Below are 20374 nucleotides of genomic sequence, written 5' to 3'. Positions count from 1 at the left end.
ATGAAGATTATTGTTCTCAACGGCCCGAACTTAAACCGCTTGGGAAAGCGACAACCGGATGTCTACGGCTCAACCACCTTGGCCGATGTGGAGCGCATGATTGCCTCGCGTGCCGCCGAACACGGGGTAGAGGTGGAATGTTTTCAATCCAACCATGAGGGCGAGCTCATTGAAGAGGTACATGCCGCCGCGGATGCGGGCTATCCCGTGATTATCAACCCTGGCGGGTTTACCCATACCTCGGTGGCTTTGCGCGATGCCCTGGCTGAAGTGGCGGAGGGAGCCGGATTCGTCGAAGTGCATATCTCCAATGTGCATGCACGCGAGCCCTTCCGCCATCACTCCTATCTCAGTCCGATTGCCCGCGGTGTGATTGCTGGCTTGGGGGTCTTTGGTTATGTTGCGGCAGTGGACTACCTCTGCCAATAGAAGCGTCCCACTGGGCTTCGTGGCGTCCGGGCGGAAAGAAAACGGCCCGACCGCGGTGGCAAGGTCGATATACTGGGTGAATACTTTCAACACCGCAGTCAACCCAGGAGGATTAAATCATGGCTTTGGCAGATACCCGCTTTAGTGACCGGCGCCGCAAGCTTGCCGCGACACTGGCCAGCCAGCGCATCGATGCCGTTTTAGTAACCCACCTCACGCATGTGCGTTATCTTTCGGGGTTTTCCGGATCCAATGGTGGTCTGCTTTTGCGCAAGGATCTTTCCGCACAGGTTGCTACCGATGGCCGCTACACCACGCAGATTTCCCGCGAGGTCCCTGATCTGGAAGCTATTCAGGGGCGCGCTGTAGGCAAGGTGCTCCTGCAGCAATTCGCCGATGTGCAAGGACCGGTCCGCGTGGGCTTTGAGGCAGACTACCTGACGGTATCTGAATTGAAGGAACTCGAAGATTCGGCCCCAGAGTCAGTCACCTTGGTCCCCGTTACTGGCGTGATTGAAGATATTCGGCTGTTTAAAGACCCACTCGAGCTGGAAAAGCTGGAGGAAATTGCCGCGCTGGCTAATCAGGCGCTGGAGGATCTCCTGGCCGCAGGCGAGCTGCGTGCCGGCCGCACGGAGCGCCAGGTGGCTGCCGATTTGGAGTACCGGATGCGCATGCTCGGCTCGGAGCGGGTGAGCTTCGATACCATCGTCGCTTCCGGTCCCAATTCGGCCATGCCACACCATGGTGCGGACGATCGGGTCATCGAGGACGGAGATTTGGTGACCATCGACTTCGGTGCGCATCTGCGGGGGTTCAACTCCGACTGCACGCGCACTTACGTCGTGGGCGCGGCGAATGACTTTGCTAAAGAAATTTATGATGTGGTGCTACGCGCCCAGAAAGCGGGCGTGGCAGCGTCGGTGCCGGGCGCTAAGCTTGCCGACGTCGACGCAGCTTGCCGCGACATTATTTCCGCCGCCGGCTATGGCGATTACTTTGTGCACTCGACTGGCCACGGAGTAGGCCTCGACGTACACGAGGCGCCCTTCGCCGCCCAGACCGGGAAGGGCGAACTGGCCGCGGGCATGACCTTGACCATCGAGCCGGGCATTTACGTGCCTGGCAAGGGCGGCGTGCGCATCGAAGATACCCTCATCATTACCGATGGCGCACCGAAGATCATCACCGCCGCGACGAAGGAGCTCACCGAGCTACCTGCCTAGTGGCTGAGCACCTTGGAGTTGAGCAGCTGGGCGACGTTGCGGTTGCCCAGGTGCGTGAGGTGGTTGAAAAGGTTGTGCGGTACGGAGTACTCCCACTTGCCGGAAATCCAGCGCGTGCTGTCCGGTGCGCACATGCCATGATCAATGGAATCGGCGCGTAGGTCGTAGTACTGGACACCGCTGGCACGTGCTGCCTTGTACATCGCGCTATTGACTTGGTCCTCGCCGGTGTGTACCAGGCCCGCGTAGTCCAGATTGAAACCGGCGTCGGTGGAGCCCGGCGCGGACGTGCGTACCGGGCATACGGCGCCGTTACGGGCGGAGATGGCGGGATACCCTACGACGGTGATGTGCGCATGAGGCGCGGCCTGACGGACACGCTGGATGGAACGCTTCATGCCGTCAAAATAAGGATTGGCGGAAGATAGCGATGGCCGCAAAATTTCCTGGAGGTCGTTGGCGCCAAACTGAATCAAAACATTCTTGGTTGCACCATTGAGATCGTTATTGGCAATGGCCCCGTTTATCTGCTCCTCGAAGTCCTTGCGGTGCGACTGGCCGGCGGCTTTCGCGGCAGAACAGGCGTAGTTGGCTACGTGCTGGCCAGAAACCCGCTCCAGTTCGCGGCCTACATTGCTGTGACCCTGCGGGCAGCCCTGCGGGGAAGGTGCACCCGGGGTGTCTTCAATGCCATGGGTAGCAGACGAGAGAGCAGTGTCTGCTGCGGGGGACAGGCTGGAGGTGGTCCCGATCTGGCCATAGGTAGGGTTAGCGAAGATAGAATCGCCGAACATCACGGTTTGGGCATCCGCCGCCAGTGCTTGGGGAGCGCTAAGTGCTGCTAAAGCTGCGCCAGTCACGGTAGCCACAGCAGAAAGCTTATTGAAAGGCATCGCAAAAATCCTTGGTAGAAATGTGAAAAATTAATACGGCAAGACTGTACCGTACAGCCAGTTATCGTTGGATAAAAACCATTACGTGTCTGTTCTCCACCTGCTGCGTATGGTCACAAGCTGCGGAAGTTTCTCTTTTAGCCAAGATAGGGCAGAAGTGCGGGGCGGAAATGGGGGACCAGTAATACCCCGAAAGGCAGTTGTCCGGTAGGCTTGATCATTGTTTTCAACCTTTAGTCCACAATTTCGGGAGTTTAACCGCAATGGCTGATACTACTGATTTCAAGAACGGCCTCGTTCTGAAGATCGACAACAAACTGATGCAGATCGTTGAGTTCCAGCACGTAAAGCCGGGCAAGGGCCCAGCCTTCGTGCGTACCAAGCTTAAGGATGTTGTCTCCGGCAAGACCGTGGACAAGACCTGGAACGCAGGCGTGAAGGTAGAGACCGCTACCGTGGACCGGCGCGATATGACCTACCTCTACAACGATGGCACCAGCTACGTCGTCATGGATGAGAAGACCTTTGAGCAGTTCGAGCTCCCGCCGGAGAAGTTTGGCGATGCCGCTCGCTTCCTGCTGGAGAACATGCGCGTACAGGTTTCCTTCTACGAGGATGAGGCGCTGTTCGCAGAGCTGCCTATTTCCGTAGACCTCAAGGTCGAGCACACCGAGCCTGGCCTGCAGGGTGACCGTTCCTCCGGCGGCACTAAGCCTGCCACCTTGGAGACCGGCGCGGAGATCCAGGTTCCGCTGTTTATCGAGATCGGCAATGTTCTCAAGATCGATACCCGCACCGGTGAGTACCTCTCCCGCGTCAACAACTAGGGCATCTGGCTGTGTCTGATAACACCCCTAAGCGCGACATTAACTACAAGCGGCACACCGCGCGCTATCGCGCACGTCGCCGCGCCGCGGACATCCTATACGAAGCTGAGAATCGAGACATCGATCCCGTAGCCATCGTGGAGGACCGCATCGCTTTGGCGCGCGAGGATCGCAATGCGGTAGCGCCGATTGCCGAGTACACCAAGGTCATTATCAAGGGGGCAGCGGAAGAGCTTGATGTCATCGATGAGACTATCTCTCGCTACCTTTCCGAGGACTGGGAGCTACACCGCATTCCTGCAGTAGATCGTGCTATACTGCGCGTTTCGGTCTGGGAACTGCTCTTCAATCCCGATATTCCTACTGCTACCGCTGTAGTAGAAGGCGTCGAAATCGCCTCTCAGTACTCCAATGAGCAGGCGGCACCGTATATCCACGCGGTATTGGACGATGTGGCGCAGTCCCGCTCCGCCGAAAGCCCAATGTCTGCAGAACACCAGGGCCTAGAAGAAGACGGGCACGATACTGCTGCGGATGAAGACACGACGGATACCGTGTCCCCGGTCGAATCAGCAGAGACTGCGGGCAACGCAGCCGCAACTGATGAGGCCTCCGCACCAGCGGAAGACTCGGCCCAGTAATACCGGCGAGTAGTAGCCGCGCCCTTTAGCGTGAGCCATTTTCCGTCCGCGGCTGGCTTGGTTGAAATACCAGGCTGGCTGCGGGCGGTATTTTTGTACCATGATAGGCATGGGCAAATTTAAGATTCATGATGCACTGGGGCTGAGGGCAGGGAGGAATTTCCGCCTCGCTGATGTGGACCCCACCACTACACCGGGCTTCAGTGGCTCCAAATCTGACCTAGCTGATCGTTTCGGGCATTACGATGAAGAGCTTTACGACCTTCAGGAGCGTCTCTTTGCCAATGGCCGCGCCCACGAAGAAGGCGCTCCTTCCTTGCTCGTAGTTTTACAAGGAATGGACACCTCCGGCAAAGGCGGTGCCATCCGTAATGTCTTTTCGGTCTTTGACCCGCAAGGCACCAAAACTGTCGGCTTTGGCAAACCGACAGACGAGGAACTGGAGCACGACTTTTTGTGGCGCATTCGCAAACATGACCCCGTGCCGGGCCAAATCGTGGCGTTCGACCGCTCCCATTATGAAGATGTGCTCATCCAGCGGGTGCATAAATGGGTAGACGAAGACGAAGTGGACCGCCGTTTTGCAGCCATACGGGACTATGAGCAGGAACTGGCCGGCAACAACGTCAAGATTTTAAAGATATTCCTGCATATCTCTCCACAGTTCCAAAAAGAAAACTTGCTGGAGCGCACCGAACGCGAGGACAAATATTGGAAATACGACCCCTCCGATATTGAGGAGCGCGGATACTGGGACGAGTACATGGCTGCTTATGAAGATGCCATTCGCCGAACGGATGAGATCTGGGCACCGTGGTACGTCATCCCCACAGATAATAAGAAGTACGCCCGCATGGCATTGAAGTTCCTCATCGTGGACGCGCTGCGCCACCTAGAGCTTTCTTGGCCCGCACCGGATTTTGATCCGGAAGAAGAACGCCAACGCATTCTCGACGCCGAGTAATTGTGCACAAAAAGCTCCCTTTCTGCCGCCTTTTCCATGTGAGGAACGGCGGGCTCAGGGAGCTTGGTTCTTTGGCGGGCTTAGCTAACTCGTGGCATCTCCAGCACCCGAGTTATCGCCTTCCGTGCTGGCCTTGCCAGCAGTTTCGGAGCCAAACTTGGCCATCTCTTCTGCAGCAGAGACCATGGCGTCCTGCCCACGAATTACGCCGTCTACTGCAGACTTTAAGGCTGCCTGCAGCTGCTCGTCATTCATACCAGCGGCAGCGGGGATATCGCGCTCGGTGCGCACGACGAGCATGTCATCGTGCTCTGAGATAACCGCGCGCGCACCGAAAGCTACCGAGTTGATCTGGTTTGCAGCCAAGAATAGGCCGGCGTCGGCCTTGGAATAGGCGGCGTCGGTAGGCACGTCGCAACGAACGATAACGACGGAGTCTAGTACCGCGAACATGGTGGGCAGGCCATTGAGGTTAGCGGTGGCTGCGTCGATATCAGCGTCCATTGTGGTCAGCTCAATATCGAAGGTACGCATTGCCTCGATAACGCGGTCCAGGCTGATTTCTGGCAGGTTATTTTCCGTAGATGCATTAGTCATGGTTGTGCTCCTCCCAGGTCACGAGCTGTGGGTAATGTTCCTCGACGAAGGCGAAGGACTGCAGCATAGAGTCCAGGGTGGACATCACAAAGGAACCAATCTGGTTCCGGGATAGGCCGTGTGCCACATTAATTTCGCGTACACCGGAGACCGCGAGGTTGTTTTCTGCGGACTCGAAAAAGCGCAGGGTCGGTGCAAAGTGCTGCTGGTTCCACTGGTTGAGAACCATCAGCAGGCTAGGTCCCTCAGAAGAAGGGACGTTGCCGCGCCACACAGAATCGGCGACGAGGACGTCATCGCGAACCTGCATAGCAATGGCAACATTGGAAAAGCCGGTACGCAGGATACGTACGGTCTCGTCCTCGCCTACAGGCTGCTCTTCTAGGCGGTACTCGAGGTTTTCGGACTCAAAGATCTCACCAATACGCTCGAGAGTAACGGGCTCTACCGGCGTATCGGGATACAGGGTTGGTTCTTCAGACACTTAAACAGTCTCAATCCATGTACTAATCGGGGTTAAGGTCAACCCTTCCTAGCCTACCTAACTACACCCGTGCTTTCCGGCAGGAGAAGAACACCGCAGGTCTTGCTCGGAAGTTATATCGGGGTGGTGCAGTACGTGCGCGTTGCCGCAACGAGCTGCGATGGTGAATCACTGCCCACAACCTTTGGCTGACCGACAAATTGCGTCGCACTCCGGTGGCGCTGCGCCAAACGTGTCTGGGGCGTCCACGGGGAGTGGCCCGCAATTAGCAGAGGCTTTCGCCACCCAGTTCATGCGCCAAGGCGGCGTCGATAGTGGAGTAGCGGAAGCTATGACCGATCTCGGTGAGCACGGTGGGGGCTACGCGCTGTTCTGCCAAGGCTAACTCCTGGGCGCCCTCGCGCCCGAGCAAGAGCGCAGGACCAAAGGAGGGCACGGGCACAATAGCCGGCCGGTGGAGCTCTTTGCCCAATGCAGCAACGAACTCCTTATTTAGGACCGGGTTGGGGGAGGCCGCATTGACCGGGCCGGAAAGCGAATCATCCACGATGGCGCGGAAATAGGCATCCGTAAGGTCATCGATAGCAACCCAGCTAAACCAGAATTTGCCATCGCCAAAGGGGCCACCCAGTCCGGTGGAGAAGAGGGCTCGCAGCAGCGGCAGTAGGCCGGAGCCGCCTGACATGGCAATGCCGGTGCGGATATTGACTACGCGGGTGCCCGCTGCGCGGGCGGGTTCGCAGGCGTCCTCCCACTGGCGCACGACATCGGCTAAGAATCCCTCTCCCGGTTCGGAGTCCTCAGTTAAGACTTCCTCGCCCCGGTTTGCGCCATAAAAGCCGATAGCAGAGGCGCACACCATGGCCTTTACGGATGGCGTTTCGCCGGCGATGCGAGCCAAGCTCCGGGTAGGGCCCACGCGGGAATCCCGAATGGCAGCCTTGTGTTCCTCATTAAAACGGCCGAAGATGGGCTCGCCCGCCAGGTGGACAAGGACGTCCACGCCGTCTAGCAAGTGCGGATCGGGGAGGTTGGTATTCCAGTGGCGCTGGCCACTGCCCGCCTTACCACGCACGAGCTGGATCACTGTATGGCCGGCGGTACGTAGCTGCGCGGTAAGCGCCGTGCCGACACTGCCGCGCGAACCTGTCATCGCAATGGTCAATGGTCGGGTATTAAGTCCTGCATCGCGCAGGCGTTTGAAGAAGGCAAAGTCTTCAATCAGCTGATGCTGCCGATAAGCAAAGACTGATTTCAATGCGGCGGAAGGAACGCGCGTGTCCACCTCATCCGTCACCCGGGTACCGGCTGGGTCCTCGGCGAAGGTGTGGGTGTGGCGCCACTGAGTCAGCTGGCGCAGTGGGGAATTGACGCACTCATCACTAAAGGAATAGCCCTCCTGGTAACGGGACAACACATGTTGTGCCTTCCACTGCAGGCCACCAGGCAAGCGCAGAATCGAAGTGCCATCACCCAGGCTCTGTGCTTGTTGCACTGGGGTCATAAAGGCGAACGGGGCGTTGAGCCGGGTGAGAGCACCTGGGCGGGTATGCCAGGCCCAGACATCTGTGCGGGGTGCAGGGACTACGTGTTGTGCAGAAAAACTCACCGTCGAAGTACCTTTCTGGGTTGCCTCACCCGAATGGCGGGTGGGGTGCTAAAGTATCTTGTGTCTAACACCATAGACACTTTTGAGACCATCTATCGGCATCCTTTAAAGACCGCACCGTGAGGCGGGGAAGGAGGTCACGATGAGTGAAACTAACGCTACCGCGAAACAATTGGAGCTTTTAAGCTCCGATGATGTCTCGCGTACCGTTGCACGCATCGCGCACCAGATCATTGAAAAAACGGCGCTCGATTCCGCGGAGGCTCCGCGGGTCATTCTGCTTGGCATTCCCTCTGGTGGCGTGCCGCTAGCACAGCGTCTTGCACTTAAGATCGCAGAATTTTCCGGGGTAGAAGTCCCATGGGGCTCCCTCGATATCACCCTCTACCGCGATGATTTGCTCAATAAGCCGCATCGCGCATTGCAACCCACCACCATTCCTACCGGCGGTATCGATAACGCGATTGTCATCCTGGTTGATGATGTTTTGTATTCCGGCCGCACGATTCGCGCCGCCCTTGATGCGCTAAGCGACGTTGGCCGGCCCGATATTATCCAGCTCGCAGTTCTGGTAGACCGCGGCCACCGCGAAGTTCCCATCCGCGCAGATTATGTGGGCAAAAACCTGCCTACCGCGCGAGAAGAAGACGTCACCGTATATAACAATGAGATTGACGGTCGAGACGCAGTCGTGCTGACCCGAGCTGCCGTCAACCTCGATGCCGCAGGCACTGAGAAGGGGGAGGCATAACCATGAAGCACCTCATCGATATGGCGGAGCTCGATAAGTCTGAAATTATCGGCCTGATGGATGAAGCGGATCGCTTCCGCGAGGCCCTCGAAGGCCGCGAAGTTAAAAAGCTTCCTACCTTGCGCGGGCGCACCATCTATACGCTTTTTTATGAAAACTCCACTCGCACCCGTTCCTCCTTTGAAACGGCCGGCAAGTGGATGTCGGCGGACGTCATCAACCTATCCGCCTCTACCTCCTCGGTAAAGAAGGGCGAGTCCCTGAAGGATACGGGCCTTACCTTGGCCGCCATCGGCGCCGATGCGATCATCATGCGTCACCCTTCCTCTGGTGCACCGCAGCAGCTGGCCCAGTGGGTAGCCCCTGAGGGCAAGGGCCCCTCCGTTATCAACGCCGGTGATGGCGCCCACCAGCACCCAACGCAGGCGCTGCTTGACGCGGTAACCATGCGGCAACGACTCGGCTTGCAGGGCGAGCAAGGCTTTGCCGGTCTCAAAGTGAAAATTGTGGGCGATTGCCTGCACTCGCGCGTGGTGCGCTCTAACGTGGATTTGCTTAACACGCTGGGGGCAGAGGTAACCCTCGTGGGGCCAGCTACGCTCATGCCCTTCGGGGTGGAGAATTGGCCGGTGCGCGTGTCCTATGACTTTGATGCAGAGATCGCCGAGGCCGATGTGGTCATGATGCTGCGCGTGCAGCAAGAGCGCATGAATGGCGGTTTCTTCCCGTCCCACCGCGAATACGCCAACCTCTTCGGCCTGTCCAAGGACCGCGCGGCGGCAATGCACAAAGACGCCGTTGTCATGCACCCTGGCCCTATGCTGCGCGGCATGGAGATCAACTATGGCGTGGCTGATCTGGATAAAACCGCCGTCCTGCAGCAGGTACACAACGGCGTGCACGCCCGCATGGCCGTGCTGTTTACGCTGCTGACCAATGGCGAAAACGCCGGCATTTAATATCGCGACCCGCAATCAACCTTAGGGAGAGAAAATGACTACTTACCCAGAAACCGGTCGCCTTTCCGCGCCGGCGGAATCCCCACTTGTGATTAAGAATGTGCGCTTGTATGGCGAAGGCGAGCCCACCAATGTGCTGGTTAAAGATGGCGTTGTTTCAGCCATTGGCGGTGACGTTGCGGCACAAGACGCTAAGGTCATCAACGGCGAGGGCAACGTTCTTCTACCGGGGCTCGTAGATATGCACGTGCACCTGCGCGAGCCCGGCCGTGAGGACACCGAAACCATCGGGACCGGCTCCAAGGCTGCCGCTAAGGGTGGTTTCACCGCCGTGTTTACTATGGCCAATACCAACCCGGTGACCGATCAGCCGATCATCGCGGAATCCGTGTGGGCTAAATCCCAGGCCTTAGCGCTGTGCGACGTCCACCCAGTGGGCTCTATTACCAAGGGCCTGGAGGGCAAGACCCTTACCGAGTTCGGCATGATGGCCCGCTCGGATGCCAAGGTCCGCATGTTCTCCGATGATGGCAAGTGCGTCCAGGATCCGCAGCTGATGCGTCGCGCCTTGGAGTACGCCAAGGGTATGGATGTACTGCTGGCTCAGCACGCCGAGGATGACCGCATGACCGGCGGTGCTTCGGCGCACGAAGGCGAGACCGCAGCCAAGCTAGGCCTGCGCGGCTGGCCGCGCGTGGCGGAAGAATCCATCGTGGCCCGCGATGCACTCTTGGCGCGCGACTATGGCAATCGCGTGCACATTTGTCACGCATCCACTCAGGGAACCGTGGAGCTGCTCAAGTGGGCCAAGGAGCAGGAAATCCCGCTGACCGCTGAGGTCACCCCGCACCACCTGTTGATGACTGACGATAAGCTGCGCACCTACGATGGCCTCTTCCGCGTTAACCCGCCGTTGCGCGAGAAGCGCGATACCGAAGCCCTGCGCCAGGCGCTGCTCGACGGCACCATCGACTGCGTGGCCACTGACCATGCCCCGCACGGCTCCGAAGACAAGTGCGTGGAGTTTGAAAATGCCCGACCAGGCATGCTGGGCCTGGAATCTTCCCTGGCCGTTATCGCCAAAATCTTCGTTGAGACCGGACTGGCCGATTGGCGTTTTGTCGCCCGCGTCATGTCCGAGCGCCCGGCGGAAATCACCCGCCTGCCGGGTCACGGTCGCCCCATCGCAGAAGGCGAGCCCGCGAATTTGACCATTGTGGACCCAGCCCACCACTGGGTGTCTGATTCCTCCAAGCTGGCATCCAAGTCCGAAAACAACCCGTATGCAGGTGAAGAGTTCGGCGCCCGCGTTACCCACACCATTTTGCGAGGAGCCGTCACTTTTGACTTGGCAGCCTCCGAAGAAGACTAACCTTGCACACTGAGACCACCTATATGGCAGAGAAAGGCCACGACGTGACTGATAGAACCCCAGCAATCCTCGTTCTCGCGGACGGGCGCACCTTCCGCGGTTATGGCTTTGGTGCCACCGGCACCACCTTGGGTGAGGCCGTATTCACCACGGCGATGACCGGCTACCAGGAAACCATGACGGACCCGTCCTACCACCGCCAGATTGTGGTTTCCGCAGCGCCGCATATTGGCAATACCGGGTGGAATGACGAGGACAATGAGTCCCACGGCAACCGTATTTGGGTTGCTGGCCTCGTTATCCGCGACCTCGCCCAGCGCGTATCCAACTGGCGCGCAGAGCGCAGCTTGAGCGAGGAGATGGAAAAGCAAGGCGTCATCGGTATTCGCGGTATTGATACCCGCACCTTGGTACGCCACCTGCGCAACTACGGCTCTATTTCCGCCGGTCTTTTTTCCGGCGAGGATGCGCAGCGTCCAGTAGAGGAGCTGCTAAAGGAAGTAAAAGCCCAAGACTCCATGGAGGGCGCTGACCTTGCCGCAGAGGTATCTACGAACGAGCCCTACACGGTTGAGGCCGTGGGGGAGAAGAAGTACACCGTCGTTGCCTTCGATATGGGTGTGAAGACCGCGACCCCGCGCCACTTCTCGCAGCGCGGGATTGAGACCATCGTTGTGCCTGCAAATACCTCCTTTGACAAGGTGAAGTCCTATAACCCGGATGGCGTCTTCGTCTCCAATGGCCCGGGCGACCCGGCTACGGCCGATGAGATGGTAGGCATCATCAAGCAGGTGCTTGAGGCAAAGATTCCGTTCTTCGGCATCTGCTTTGGCAACCAGCTCCTCGGGCGCGCGCTGGGCCTGGATACCTACAAGATGAAGTTCGGCCACCGTGGCATCAACGTGCCGGTGCGCAATAACTTAACCGGCAAGATCGACATCACCTCGCAGAATCACGGCTTCGCGCTCAAGGCGCCGGAGGGCTATGACCTAGAGAGTAAAGACGCCGAGTTTGACACCGACTTCGGTCCCGCGCAGGTCACCCACATCTGCCTCAATGACGACACGGTGGAGGGCGTTGCTTTGAAGAATGGCATGGCCTATTCCGTGCAGTATCACCCCGAGTCCGCAGCTGGACCGCACGATGCCAATCCACTTTTTGATCAGTTCGAAGAACTGATGGCTAACCACACCCCGAATAAGTAAACAACCAGGAAAAGGAAGAAAAACTATGCCAAAGCGCAACGACATCAACCACGTCCTGGTCATCGGCTCCGGACCGATCGTCATCGGCCAGGCTTGCGAGTTCGACTACTCCGGCACTCAGGCCTGCCGCGTGCTCAAGGAAGAAGGCCTTCGGGTAACCCTGGTCAACTCCAACCCGGCCACCATCATGACCGACCCTGAGTTCGCGGACCACACCTACGTCGAGCCCATTGAGCCGGACTACATCGAGAAGATTTTGGTCAAGGAGCGCGAAGAGGGACACCCTATTGACGCTGTGCTCGCCACCTTGGGTGGCCAGACCGCGCTGAATGCGGCAGTCCAGCTGGACCGCAAGGGGATTTTGGACAAGTACGGCATTGAGCTCATCGGCGCCGATATTGACGCCATTGAGCGCGGTGAAGACCGCCAGAAATTCAAGGATATTGTCGCCTCCATTGGCGGCGAGTCCGCTCGCTCCGCGGTGTGCCACAACATGGATGAGGTAAACGAGACCGTCGACAAGCTCGGCCTGCCCGTAGTGGTCCGCCCCTCCTTTACCATGGGTGGCTTGGGCTCTGGTCTGGCCTTCAATAATGAGGACCTAGACCGCATTGCTGGCGGCGGCCTGGCCGCGTCCCCTGAGGCCAACGTGCTTATTGAGGAGTCTATTCTCGGCTGGAAGGAATATGAGCTCGAGCTTATGCGCGATGGCGACGACAACGTCGTGGTCGTGGCCTCCATCGAAAACGTTGACGCCCTCGGCGTGCACACCGGCGATTCCGTTACGGTTGCCCCAGCGCTGACCCTGACCGACCGTGAGTTCCAGAAGATGCGCGACCTCGGTATCGCGATTATCCGCGAGGTCGGAGTCGATACCGGTGGCTGCAATATCCAGTTCGCCGTCAACCCGGAAGACGGTCGCATCATCGTCATCGAGATGAACCCGCGCGTGTCCCGTTCCTCCGCGCTGGCGTCCAAGGCCACCGGCTTCCCCATTGCTAAGCTGGCTGCCAAGCTCGCCATTGGTTATACCTTGGACGAGGTGCAAAACGATATCACCGGCGAAACCAAGGCCGCATTCGAGCCGACCTTGGACTACGTCATTGTCAAGGCCCCGCGCTTTGCCTTTGAGAAGTTCCCGGGCGCAGACGATACCCTGACGACCACCATGAAGTCTGTGGGCGAGGCCATGGGCATCGGCCGCAACTACATCGCGGGCCTCAATAAGGTCATGCGTTCTTTGGAAAACAAGCCCAATGGCTTCTGGACCAAGCCGGATGAGTACTTCGCCGGCGAGCGCGCTGGTGACCTCAAGGCGGTACTCAAGGATCTTGAGCGCCCGACCGAGGGCCGCATGTACGACATTGAATTGGCCCTGCGCCTCGGCGCCTCGGTGGACGAGGTCCATGAGGCTTCCGGCGTTGACCCGTGGTTCATCGCTGAGCTGGCCACGCTGGTAGCCTTCCGCCAAGAGCTTATCGATGCCCCAGTGCTCACCGAGGAGCTGCTGCGCGAGGCCAAGTTCTTTGGGCTTTCCGACGCCCAGATTGCCGCCCTTCGCCCCGAATTCAACGGCGAAGATGGCGTACGCAGCCTACGCTGGCGCATGGGTATCCGCCCTGTCTACAAGACCGTTGACACCTGTGCCGGCGAGTTCGAGGCACAGACCCCATACCACTACAGCTCCTATGAGCTTGATCCGGAAGCCGAGACCGAGGTTCGCCCCGCACCGGAAGGCTCCAAGGGTAAGGTCATTATTCTGGGCTCCGGACCGAACCGCATCGGTCAAGGTATCGAATTTGACTACTCCTGCGTGCACGCAGCTCTCGAGCTCTCGGAGCAGGGCTATGAGACCGTCATGGTCAACTGCAACCCAGAGACCGTGTCCACTGACTATGACACCGCGGACCGCCTCTACTTCGAGCCGTTGACCTTCGAGGACGTCATGGAGGTCTACCACGCAGAGGCCGCTTCCGGTGATGTTGCCGGCGTCATTGTTCAGCTCGGCGGCCAGACTCCACTGGGCCTTGCAGCCCGGTTGGAGGAGGCAGGAGTTCCTGTTGTGGGCACCAGCCCAGCAGCTATTGACTCCGCTGAGGACCGCGGCGAGTTTGGCAAGGTCCTCGACGAAGCCGAATTGGCAGCACCAGAGTATGGCACCGCCACCTCCTTTGCTGAGGCGCGCGAGGTTGCCTCCTCTATCGGCTACCCAGTATTGGTCCGCCCGTCCTATGTTTTGGGCGGCCGCGGTATGGAGATCGTCTACGACGAAAAGGCGCTGGAAGACTACATCGAACGTGCTACCGAGCTTTCCCCGGACCACCCGGTCCTAGTGGACCGTTTCCTAGATTCCGCGATCGAGATCGACGTCGACGCACTCTGCGACGGCAACGAGGTCTACTTGGGCGGTGTGATGGAGCACATCGAGGAAGCCGGCATCCACTCGGGCGACTCTTCCTGTGCACTGCCGCCTATGACGCTGGGACCAGAGGATATCGAAAAGGTCCGCACCTCCACCCGGCTTCTAGCGGAGGGTATTGGCGTCAAGGGCCTGATGAACGTTCAGTTCGCCCTGAAGGACGACATCCTCTACGTCATCGAGGCCAACCCACGTGCTTCCCGTACCGTGCCATTTGTCTCCAAGGCGACCGGCGTTCCACTAGCTAAGGCAGCTTCTCGCGTCATGATGGGCTCTACCATCGCGGAGCTGCGCGCCGAAGGCATGATTCCTTCTGAATATGACGGTGGTTCCTTGCCGCTGGAGCACCCGATCGCAGTCAAAGAAGCGGTCTTGCCGTTTAACCGCTTCCGCCGGACCGATGGCAGCCTGCTCGATACGCTGCTGTCGCCGGAAATGAAGTCCACCGGTGAGGTTATGGGCTTGGCTACCAACTTCGGTGCGGCCTACGCCAAAGGCGAAATCGCTGCCTTCGCCGTGCCGCCTACGGAGGGCACTATCTTCGTATCCGTCGCCAACCGGGACAAGCGCACCTTGATTTTCCCGATCCAGCGCTTGGCGAACATGGGTTACAACATCGTCGCTACCGCCGGTACGGCGCAGATGCTGCGCCGCAATGGCATCGAATGTGAGGTTGCCGCCAAGGTCTCTGAGGCTAAGGAAGGCGAAGAGTCCATCGTGGATAAGATCTTCAACGGTGAAATCGACTGGATTCTCAACACCCCTGCGGGCTCTGCAGGCGCGCGCCACGACGGTTACGATATCCGCGCTGCCGCGGTCCACATGGAAATCCCGCTGGTAACCACCGTGCAGGGCGTAACCGCAGCCGTCCAAGGTATCGAAGCGATGCGCATTGGCAACCTGCAGGTACGCGCGCTTCAGGAGCTTGAGCATGGCCCACAAAACTAAGGGATTTGGTGAGCTGCTTGAGGCAGCGGGCCAGGCGCGTGGTCGCCTCTGTGTGGGTATAGACCCGCATCCGTATCTGCTGGAAAAGTGGGGACTGGAGCCCACCGCTGATGGTCTTCGGACCTTCAGCATGCGCTGCGTAGAAGCCTTCAGCGATACCGCTGCCTTGGTAAAGCCGCAGGTTGCCTTCTTCGAGCGCTTCGGTTCCCAGGGGTTTGCGGTCCTCGAGGACGTCTTGGCGTCCCTACGCGAGGTGGGATGCCTGACCGTGGCCGATGCCAAGCGTGGCGATATTGGCTCGACCATGGCCGGCTACGCAGATGCTTGGCTAGGTGATAGCTCACCCCTGCGCGCAGATTCGGTGACCGTGTCTCCCTATCTAGGCGTTGGTGCGTTAGGCCCGGTGTTTAGCAAGGCCGAAGAAACCGGACGCGGCGTATTCGTCTTGGCGGCTACCTCCAACCCGGAGGCACGTGCCATCCAAGCTGTCCCAGTAGGCGAGGAGAGCACCATCGCACAAGGAGTGGTCGATGAATGTGCCGCGCTCAATGTAGCGGCGCAGAAGGCCGACAAGCCGGGAGACATCGGGGTAGTCGTTGGGGCTACTTTGGACAATCCACCTCGCCTGGATGCGCTCAATGGCCCGGTTCTTCTGCCAGGCGTTGGCGCCCAAGGTGCTGGCCCAGAGCAAGTGCACAGCATTGTCTCTGCTCGGCCATCGCTGGGATTCGCGAACGTGTCCCGAGCAGTATTGGAACAAGGACCTGCTCTCGCTGACCTGCGCAAAGCGGTGAATCGCGTGGCTCAGGAGTTCCGGGACTAAAAGGGGCGGCGTGGCAGATTACTGGCCGCGCTGCTTACCTGGTACTTTGTTTAAGGTATGTGCGGTGACGTGCTAAAATAGGCGTGCTTTTGGACCCGCTAATCGTCACCGTTCAATGAGCAGTGCTAGGATTACCAGAAGTCGGTTTGCCCGAAGGTTATTGATAACTTTCCGCGGTGTATAAACTGCGTTAGGCAACCGTAATCTGGTACCAAGTACTAGACGTAACAGAATCAATCTAATGAATCGGAGGAAACCCGTGGCCCTTCCAAAGTTGACTGATGAGCAGCGCAAGGAAGCTCTCGCAAAGGCCGCTGAGGCCCGTAAGGCTCGCGCTGAGCTCAAGGCTGCGCTCAAGCGCGGCGAGACCGACCTGAAGGACGTGCTCGAAAAGGCTGAGACCGATGAGATCATCGGCAAGACCAAGGTTTCTGCACTCCTCGAGGCTCTGCCGAAGGTTGGCAAGGTCAAGGCTAAGGAAATCATGGAGGACCTGGAGATCGCTCAGACCCGTCGTCTGCGCGGCTTGGGTGAGCGTCAGCGTCGTGCTCTCCTCGAGCGTTTCGGTTACGGCGAATAGTTACAACCATGGCTGACGCAACTGCACGCGGTCGCCTCGTCGTTCTGGCGGGGCCATCCGCAGTGGGAAAATCCACCGTGGTTTCGCGTCTGCGCAGTGACGTCGAGGGGCTGTACTTTAGCGTGTCGATGACTACGCGCCAGCCCCGTCCCGGGGAGCAGGATGGTGTCGACTACTTCTTCGTCACCCCAGAAGCCTTCCAGCAGCGAATCGACGCCGGGGAAATGCTCGAATGGGCTGATATTCACGGTGGATTGCAGCGCTCTGGAACCCCTGCTCAGCCGGTAGAGGAAGCTTTGGCCGCAGGACGCCCAGTGCTCGTTGAGGTTGATCTTGCGGGCGCTAGGAGTGTTAAGAAAGCACTGCCGGAGGCAGACTTGGTCTTTTTGGCACCCCCATCATGGGACGTGCTTGTGGAGCGGCTCACCGGCCGCGGTACCGAGCCGCAAGACGTCATTGACCGTAGGTTGCAAACTGCGCATGAGGAACTAGCCGCACAGGATGAGTTCGACCACGTCGTTGTTAACGAGGATTTGGACCAGGCAGTGGCTGCCATCAGTGATATCCTGCAGGCATAGACCTCCTTTTTGACCATCTTCAATCAATGTAAAGGTGCATGTGACTAACGTGACCACCCCTTCTAACACTGAAGCCGCAAAGGCGGAGCCAGTATTTGATGATCCGATCGGCATTACTGATCCCCCGATCGATGAGCTTTTGGACAAGGTTTCCTCTAAGTACGCTTTGGTCATCTTCGCTGCTAAGCGCGCCCGCCAGATCAATAGCTACTACCAAGAGCAGGATGAAGGTGTCTTCGAATTCGTAGGCCCACTGGTTACTCCAGAGCCAGGCGAAAAGCCTTTGTCCATCGCATTGCGCGAAATTGACGCTGGCTTGCTGGACCACGAGGAAGGCAAGTAGCTAGCGCACAAGCGTGCAATAGCTTGTAGGCTCCACGCGTCGCCACGGACGTGTATCCCCGGCTAGGGGTGCACCTTCCCGGGGCGGCGAGTGGGGCCTTTCTTTGTGCCGCCAGGTACCATCGTGCGGTGTGATTGAAAAAGATAGCTCTCGCAATATTGTTGTAGGCGTTGCTGGCGGCATCGCCGCCTACAAAGCGTGCCACCTTGTGCGCAATCTCAAGGAGGCGGGCGATGATGTGCGCGTTGTCCCTACGGAAAGCGCACTAAACTTTGTTGGCGCTGCAACGTTTGAAGCCCTGTCCGGCCACCCGGTTTCCACCAGCGTTTTTGAGGCTGTGGATGAGGTGCAGCACGTTAACATCGGGCAGCGGGCGGATGCTGTGGTAATTGCGCCCGCAACTGCGGATCTAATCGCGCGACTGGCCGCCGGTCGGGCTGATGATCTACTTACGGCGACCGTGTTGGTGGCGACGTGCCCGGTCATCATTGCTCCGGCCATGCATACAGAGATGTGGCACAATCCCGCCACGCAAGACAACGTCGCTACTTTGCGGCGGCGCGGTATTACGGTTATTGAGCCCGCCCATGGCCGTTTGACCGGCAAGGACTCAGGTCCTGGTCGCCTTCCGGAGCCGGAGCAGATTGCTGAGGTAGTGCGCACCGAATTGGCTGGTTACCGGGTTGAACATACCTGGCAAGACAAAAGGGTAGTCATATCAGCGGGAGGCACCCAGGAAGAACTGGACCCAGTGCGGTACTTGGGTAATCGATCTTCTGGTAGGCAGGGATTCGCGCTCGCGGAATGGGCCGCCCAGAAGGGGGCTCAGGTCACCCTTGTGGCTGGGAATACTGCGCAGCTGCCTGTCCCCAGCGGTGCGAAGGTGCGCCACATTGTTTCCACCCGGGAACTGGAGGAAGCGATGCACGAAGAGGCCCGTGATGCGGACGTGATCATTATGGCTGCCGCAGTTTCTGATTTCCGCCCCGCGGAGGCAGCTGAGTCAAAGATGAAGAAGGGGCAAGCAGACGACGCACTCTCGGCCCTACATTTGGTAGAAAACCCGGATGTCCTCAAAGGGCTTGTGGCCGCACGAGAGCGCTCGGAGATTCCGGCGGAGTGTGTGATTGTGGGGTTTGCCGCCGAAACGGGTGACGCCCACAAGTCTGCCTTGGAATATGCCCAAGAAAAGTTTGTTCGCAAAGGCTGCGATGTGCTTATGGCCAATGAGGTCGGTAGGGCCAAGACCTTTGGCCAAAAGTCGAATGAGGGATGGATTTTGCGGCCAGAGTCCGCGCCGCAACGGGTGGAACATGGCTCGAAACAAGTAGTCGCCGCACAGATTTTGGCGGCTGTGAATGAAATGTTTCGGGTGTAGACAGCTAAAATTGCATTTATAGACCGCTTGGTCTAGGATTGCGAGGTATTAGGCTTGGGCGTAGAAAACCCACAGCATCGAATCAACAGTGAGAACGAAGGAAGTTTTTGTGACTGATAACGCTGCAGTGGCAACTCGTCTTTTTACCAGCGAGTCCGTTACGGAAGGCCATCCCGATAAGATTTGTGACGCCATCTCGGACGCCATCCTCGATGCCCTGCTGGAAAAGGATCCCGTATCCCGCGTCGCCGTTGAGACGTTGGTTACCACCGGTCAGGTTCACGTGGTGGGAGAGGTACGCACCGAGGCATATGTAGAAATCCCGGCGCTCGTGCGCGATACCCTAAAGTCCATTGGCTTTACCTCCTCTGAGGTGGGATTTGATGGCAATACCTGCGGTGTCAATATTGCCATCGGTGAGCAGTCCCAGGAGATCGGCGCCGGCGTAGATAACTCCACCGAAGCCCGCGCCCATGACGAGGACTATGACGAGGAAAATGACACCGCTGGTGCAGGTGATCAGGGCTTGATGTTCGGCTATGCCTCCAATGAGACCGCCGAGTATATGCCCCTGCCTATCGCCTTGGCACACCGGCTTTCTCGCCGCCTGACGCAGGTGCGCAAGGAGGGCATCGTGGATCACCTGCGTCCGGATGGCAAGACCCAGGTGACCTTCGCCTATACCGATGACAATGAGCCTTCCCACCTAGATACCGTGGTGATTTCTACTCAGCACGATACTGAGGTTGATAGCGCTTGGCTGGAGGGCCCATTGCGCAGCGAGGTCCTTGAATGGGTCATTAAGGACGCGGGCTTGGAGAAGTACTACACCGAAGACACGACGTTGTTGGTCAACCCTTCAGGGTCTTTCATTCTCGGTGGACCCATGGGTGATGCCGGTCTTACCGGCCGGAAGATCATCGTCGATACCTACGGTGGTATGGCTCGTCACGGCGGTGGCGCCTTCTCCGGTAAGGACCCCAGCAAGGTAGACCGCTCCGCTGCTTATGCAATGCGCTGGGTGGCTAAGAATATCGTCGCCGCTGGTTTGGCGGATCGCGCCGAGGTTCAGGTTGCCTACGCAATTGGTCGTGCTAAGCCGGTGGGCTTGTACGTGGAGACTTTCGGCACTGCCAAGGAAGGCCTGAGCGATGCGAATATTCAGGCTGCGGTAAATCAGGTATTCGACCTGCGTCCAGCCGCGATTATCCGCGAACTCGACCTGCTACGGCCCATTTATGCCCAGACTGCGGCCTACGGTCACTTCGGACGCACCGACGTTGAGCTGCCGTGGGAGCAGTTGAACCGAGTAGAGGCACTGCGCGCTGCCGCCGGTCTGTAGAATCGG

20 protein-coding genes are annotated in these 20374 nt (G+C 58.6%); 16 read left to right on the top strand and 4 right to left on the bottom strand.

Going from position 1 to position 20374, the window contains the following annotated elements; all coding sequences use genetic code 11:
• A complete protein-coding gene (gene aroQ / locus QP904_RS00840) occupies positions 1–429 on the top strand; it encodes a type II 3-dehydroquinate dehydratase (RefSeq protein WP_200287445.1) in 429 nt (142 codons plus the stop codon).
• Between the two features lie 119 nt (positions 430–548).
• On the top strand, positions 549–1655 hold the full coding sequence (locus tag QP904_RS00835; RefSeq protein ID WP_200287447.1) for a M24 family metallopeptidase: 1107 nt from the start codon (positions 549–551) through the stop codon (positions 1653–1655).
• Here QP904_RS00835 and QP904_RS00830 read toward each other — a convergent pair.
• Positions 1652–2548, bottom strand: coding sequence for a GDSL-type esterase/lipase family protein (locus tag QP904_RS00830; RefSeq protein ID WP_200287449.1), 897 nt, complete (start codon positions 2546–2548; stop codon positions 1652–1654). The two genes, QP904_RS00835 and QP904_RS00830, sit on opposite strands and share 4 nt — an antisense overlap.
• A gap of 263 nt (positions 2549–2811) precedes the next feature.
• On the opposite strand from QP904_RS00830, the gene efp reads away from it, so the two are divergent.
• The 3 genes from efp (at position 2812) to QP904_RS00815 (ending at position 4980) form a co-directional block, all read left to right on the top strand.
• Complete coding sequence (gene efp / locus QP904_RS00825; RefSeq protein WP_023021466.1) at positions 2812–3375, top strand: elongation factor P; 564 nt, start codon at positions 2812–2814, stop codon at positions 3373–3375.
• A gap of 11 nt (positions 3376–3386) precedes the next feature.
• The gene (gene nusB / locus QP904_RS00820) at positions 3387–4016 is read left to right on the top strand and encodes a transcription antitermination factor NusB (protein ID WP_200287450.1); all 630 of its coding nucleotides are present in this window, start codon (positions 3387–3389) and stop codon (positions 4014–4016) included.
• Between the two features lie 109 nt (positions 4017–4125).
• Positions 4126–4980, top strand: coding sequence for a PPK2 family polyphosphate kinase (locus QP904_RS00815; RefSeq protein WP_200287452.1), 855 nt, complete (start codon positions 4126–4128; stop codon positions 4978–4980).
• 84 nt (positions 4981–5064) lie between these two features.
• Here the strand turns inward: QP904_RS00815 and QP904_RS00810 are convergent, their stop codons facing one another.
• The 3 genes from QP904_RS00810 to QP904_RS00800 all read right to left on the bottom strand — a co-directional run bounded on the left by QP904_RS00810 (position 5065) and on the right by QP904_RS00800 (position 7670).
• Positions 5065–5577 carry a YbjN domain-containing protein gene (locus QP904_RS00810; RefSeq protein ID WP_284835364.1) on the bottom strand — a complete coding sequence of 171 codons (513 nt, stop codon included), beginning with the start codon at positions 5575–5577 and terminating at the stop codon, positions 5065–5067.
• The gene (locus QP904_RS00805) at positions 5570–6061 is read right to left on the bottom strand and encodes a YbjN domain-containing protein (RefSeq protein WP_023021470.1); all 492 of its coding nucleotides are present in this window, start codon (positions 6059–6061) and stop codon (positions 5570–5572) included. Before QP904_RS00805 ends, QP904_RS00810 begins: the two co-directional genes overlap by 8 nt.
• A 265-nt stretch (positions 6062–6326) precedes the next feature.
• Complete coding sequence (locus QP904_RS00800; protein ID WP_284835363.1) at positions 6327–7670, bottom strand: TIGR01777 family oxidoreductase; 1344 nt, start codon at positions 7668–7670, stop codon at positions 6327–6329.
• 142 nt (positions 7671–7812) lie between these two features.
• Between QP904_RS00800 and pyrR the strand changes: the two genes are divergently transcribed.
• From pyrR to metK, 11 genes are all read left to right on the top strand, one after another.
• Positions 7813–8421: a bifunctional pyr operon transcriptional regulator/uracil phosphoribosyltransferase PyrR gene (gene pyrR / locus QP904_RS00795; RefSeq protein WP_049360744.1), complete on the top strand. Its 609-nt coding sequence runs from the start codon at positions 7813–7815 to the stop codon at positions 8419–8421.
• A 2-nt stretch (positions 8422–8423) separates the two neighbouring features.
• Complete coding sequence (locus tag QP904_RS00790; protein ID WP_200287458.1) at positions 8424–9380, top strand: aspartate carbamoyltransferase catalytic subunit; 957 nt, start codon at positions 8424–8426, stop codon at positions 9378–9380.
• Between the two features lie 34 nt (positions 9381–9414).
• A complete protein-coding gene (locus tag QP904_RS00785) occupies positions 9415–10752 on the top strand; it encodes a dihydroorotase (protein ID WP_200287460.1) in 1338 nt (445 codons plus the stop codon).
• A 23-nt stretch (positions 10753–10775) separates the two neighbouring features.
• A complete protein-coding gene (gene carA / locus QP904_RS00780; protein WP_200289036.1) occupies positions 10776–11957 on the top strand; it encodes a glutamine-hydrolyzing carbamoyl-phosphate synthase small subunit in 1182 nt (393 codons plus the stop codon).
• A gap of 25 nt (positions 11958–11982) precedes the next feature.
• On the top strand, positions 11983–15324 hold the full coding sequence (gene carB, locus QP904_RS00775; RefSeq protein WP_284835362.1) for a carbamoyl-phosphate synthase large subunit: 3342 nt from the start codon (positions 11983–11985) through the stop codon (positions 15322–15324).
• Positions 15308–16147, top strand: a complete 840-nt coding sequence (gene pyrF, locus QP904_RS00770) for an orotidine-5'-phosphate decarboxylase (RefSeq protein WP_284835361.1) — start codon at positions 15308–15310, stop codon at positions 16145–16147. The genes carB and pyrF overlap by 17 nt, the downstream gene beginning before the upstream one ends.
• A 259-nt stretch (positions 16148–16406) precedes the next feature.
• Positions 16407–16727, top strand: coding sequence for an integration host factor, actinobacterial type (gene mihF / locus QP904_RS00765; protein WP_005328460.1), 321 nt, complete (start codon positions 16407–16409; stop codon positions 16725–16727).
• An 8-nt stretch (positions 16728–16735) separates the two neighbouring features.
• Positions 16736–17305, top strand: coding sequence for a guanylate kinase (gmk, locus tag QP904_RS00760; protein ID WP_023021478.1), 570 nt, complete (start codon positions 16736–16738; stop codon positions 17303–17305).
• 40 nt (positions 17306–17345) lie between these two features.
• Positions 17346–17648, top strand: coding sequence for a DNA-directed RNA polymerase subunit omega (rpoZ, locus tag QP904_RS00755; protein WP_005324891.1), 303 nt, complete (start codon positions 17346–17348; stop codon positions 17646–17648).
• Between the two features lie 130 nt (positions 17649–17778).
• Entirely contained in the window at positions 17779–19026 is a 1248-nt protein-coding gene (coaBC, locus tag QP904_RS00750; RefSeq protein WP_023021479.1) for a bifunctional phosphopantothenoylcysteine decarboxylase/phosphopantothenate--cysteine ligase CoaBC, read from the top strand.
• Positions 19027–19135: 109 nt separating this feature from the next.
• Positions 19136–20368, top strand: a complete 1233-nt coding sequence (gene metK, locus QP904_RS00745; RefSeq protein ID WP_023021480.1) for a methionine adenosyltransferase — start codon at positions 19136–19138, stop codon at positions 20366–20368.
• Positions 20369–20374: the final 6 nt, after the last annotated feature.

Source organism: Corynebacterium nasorum, from assembly GCF_030229765.1.
GTDB lineage: Bacteria > Actinomycetota > Actinomycetes > Mycobacteriales > Mycobacteriaceae > Corynebacterium > Corynebacterium kefirresidentii.
This window is presented reverse-complemented; position numbering and strand designations above follow the sequence as displayed.

Excerpts from the sequence above, each read along its gene's own strand:
- aroQ (WP_200287445.1), top strand. The coding sequence starts at position 1 with ATGAAGATTATTGTTCTCAACGGCCCGAACTTAAACCGCTTGGGAAAG.
- QP904_RS00835 (WP_200287447.1), top strand. The coding sequence starts at position 549 with ATGGCTTTGGCAGATACCCGCTTTAGTGACCGGCGCCGCAAGCTTGCC.
- QP904_RS00830 (WP_200287449.1), bottom strand. The coding sequence starts at position 2,548 with ATGCCTTTCAATAAGCTTTCTGCTGTGGCTACCGTGACTGGCGCAGCT.
- efp (WP_023021466.1), top strand. The coding sequence starts at position 2,812 with ATGGCTGATACTACTGATTTCAAGAACGGCCTCGTTCTGAAGATCGAC.
- QP904_RS00815 (WP_200287452.1), top strand. The coding sequence starts at position 4,126 with ATGGGCAAATTTAAGATTCATGATGCACTGGGGCTGAGGGCAGGGAGG.
- QP904_RS00810 (WP_284835364.1), bottom strand. The coding sequence starts at position 5,577 with ATGACTAATGCATCTACGGAAAATAACCTGCCAGAAATCAGCCTGGAC.
- pyrR (WP_049360744.1), top strand. The coding sequence starts at position 7,813 with ATGAGTGAAACTAACGCTACCGCGAAACAATTGGAGCTTTTAAGCTCC.
- QP904_RS00790 (WP_200287458.1), top strand. The coding sequence starts at position 8,424 with ATGAAGCACCTCATCGATATGGCGGAGCTCGATAAGTCTGAAATTATC.
- QP904_RS00785 (WP_200287460.1), top strand. The coding sequence starts at position 9,415 with ATGACTACTTACCCAGAAACCGGTCGCCTTTCCGCGCCGGCGGAATCC.
- carA (WP_200289036.1), top strand. The coding sequence starts at position 10,776 with ATGGCAGAGAAAGGCCACGACGTGACTGATAGAACCCCAGCAATCCTC.
- carB (WP_284835362.1), top strand. The coding sequence starts at position 11,983 with ATGCCAAAGCGCAACGACATCAACCACGTCCTGGTCATCGGCTCCGGA.
- pyrF (WP_284835361.1), top strand. The coding sequence starts at position 15,308 with ATGGCCCACAAAACTAAGGGATTTGGTGAGCTGCTTGAGGCAGCGGGC.
- gmk (WP_023021478.1), top strand. The coding sequence starts at position 16,736 with ATGGCTGACGCAACTGCACGCGGTCGCCTCGTCGTTCTGGCGGGGCCA.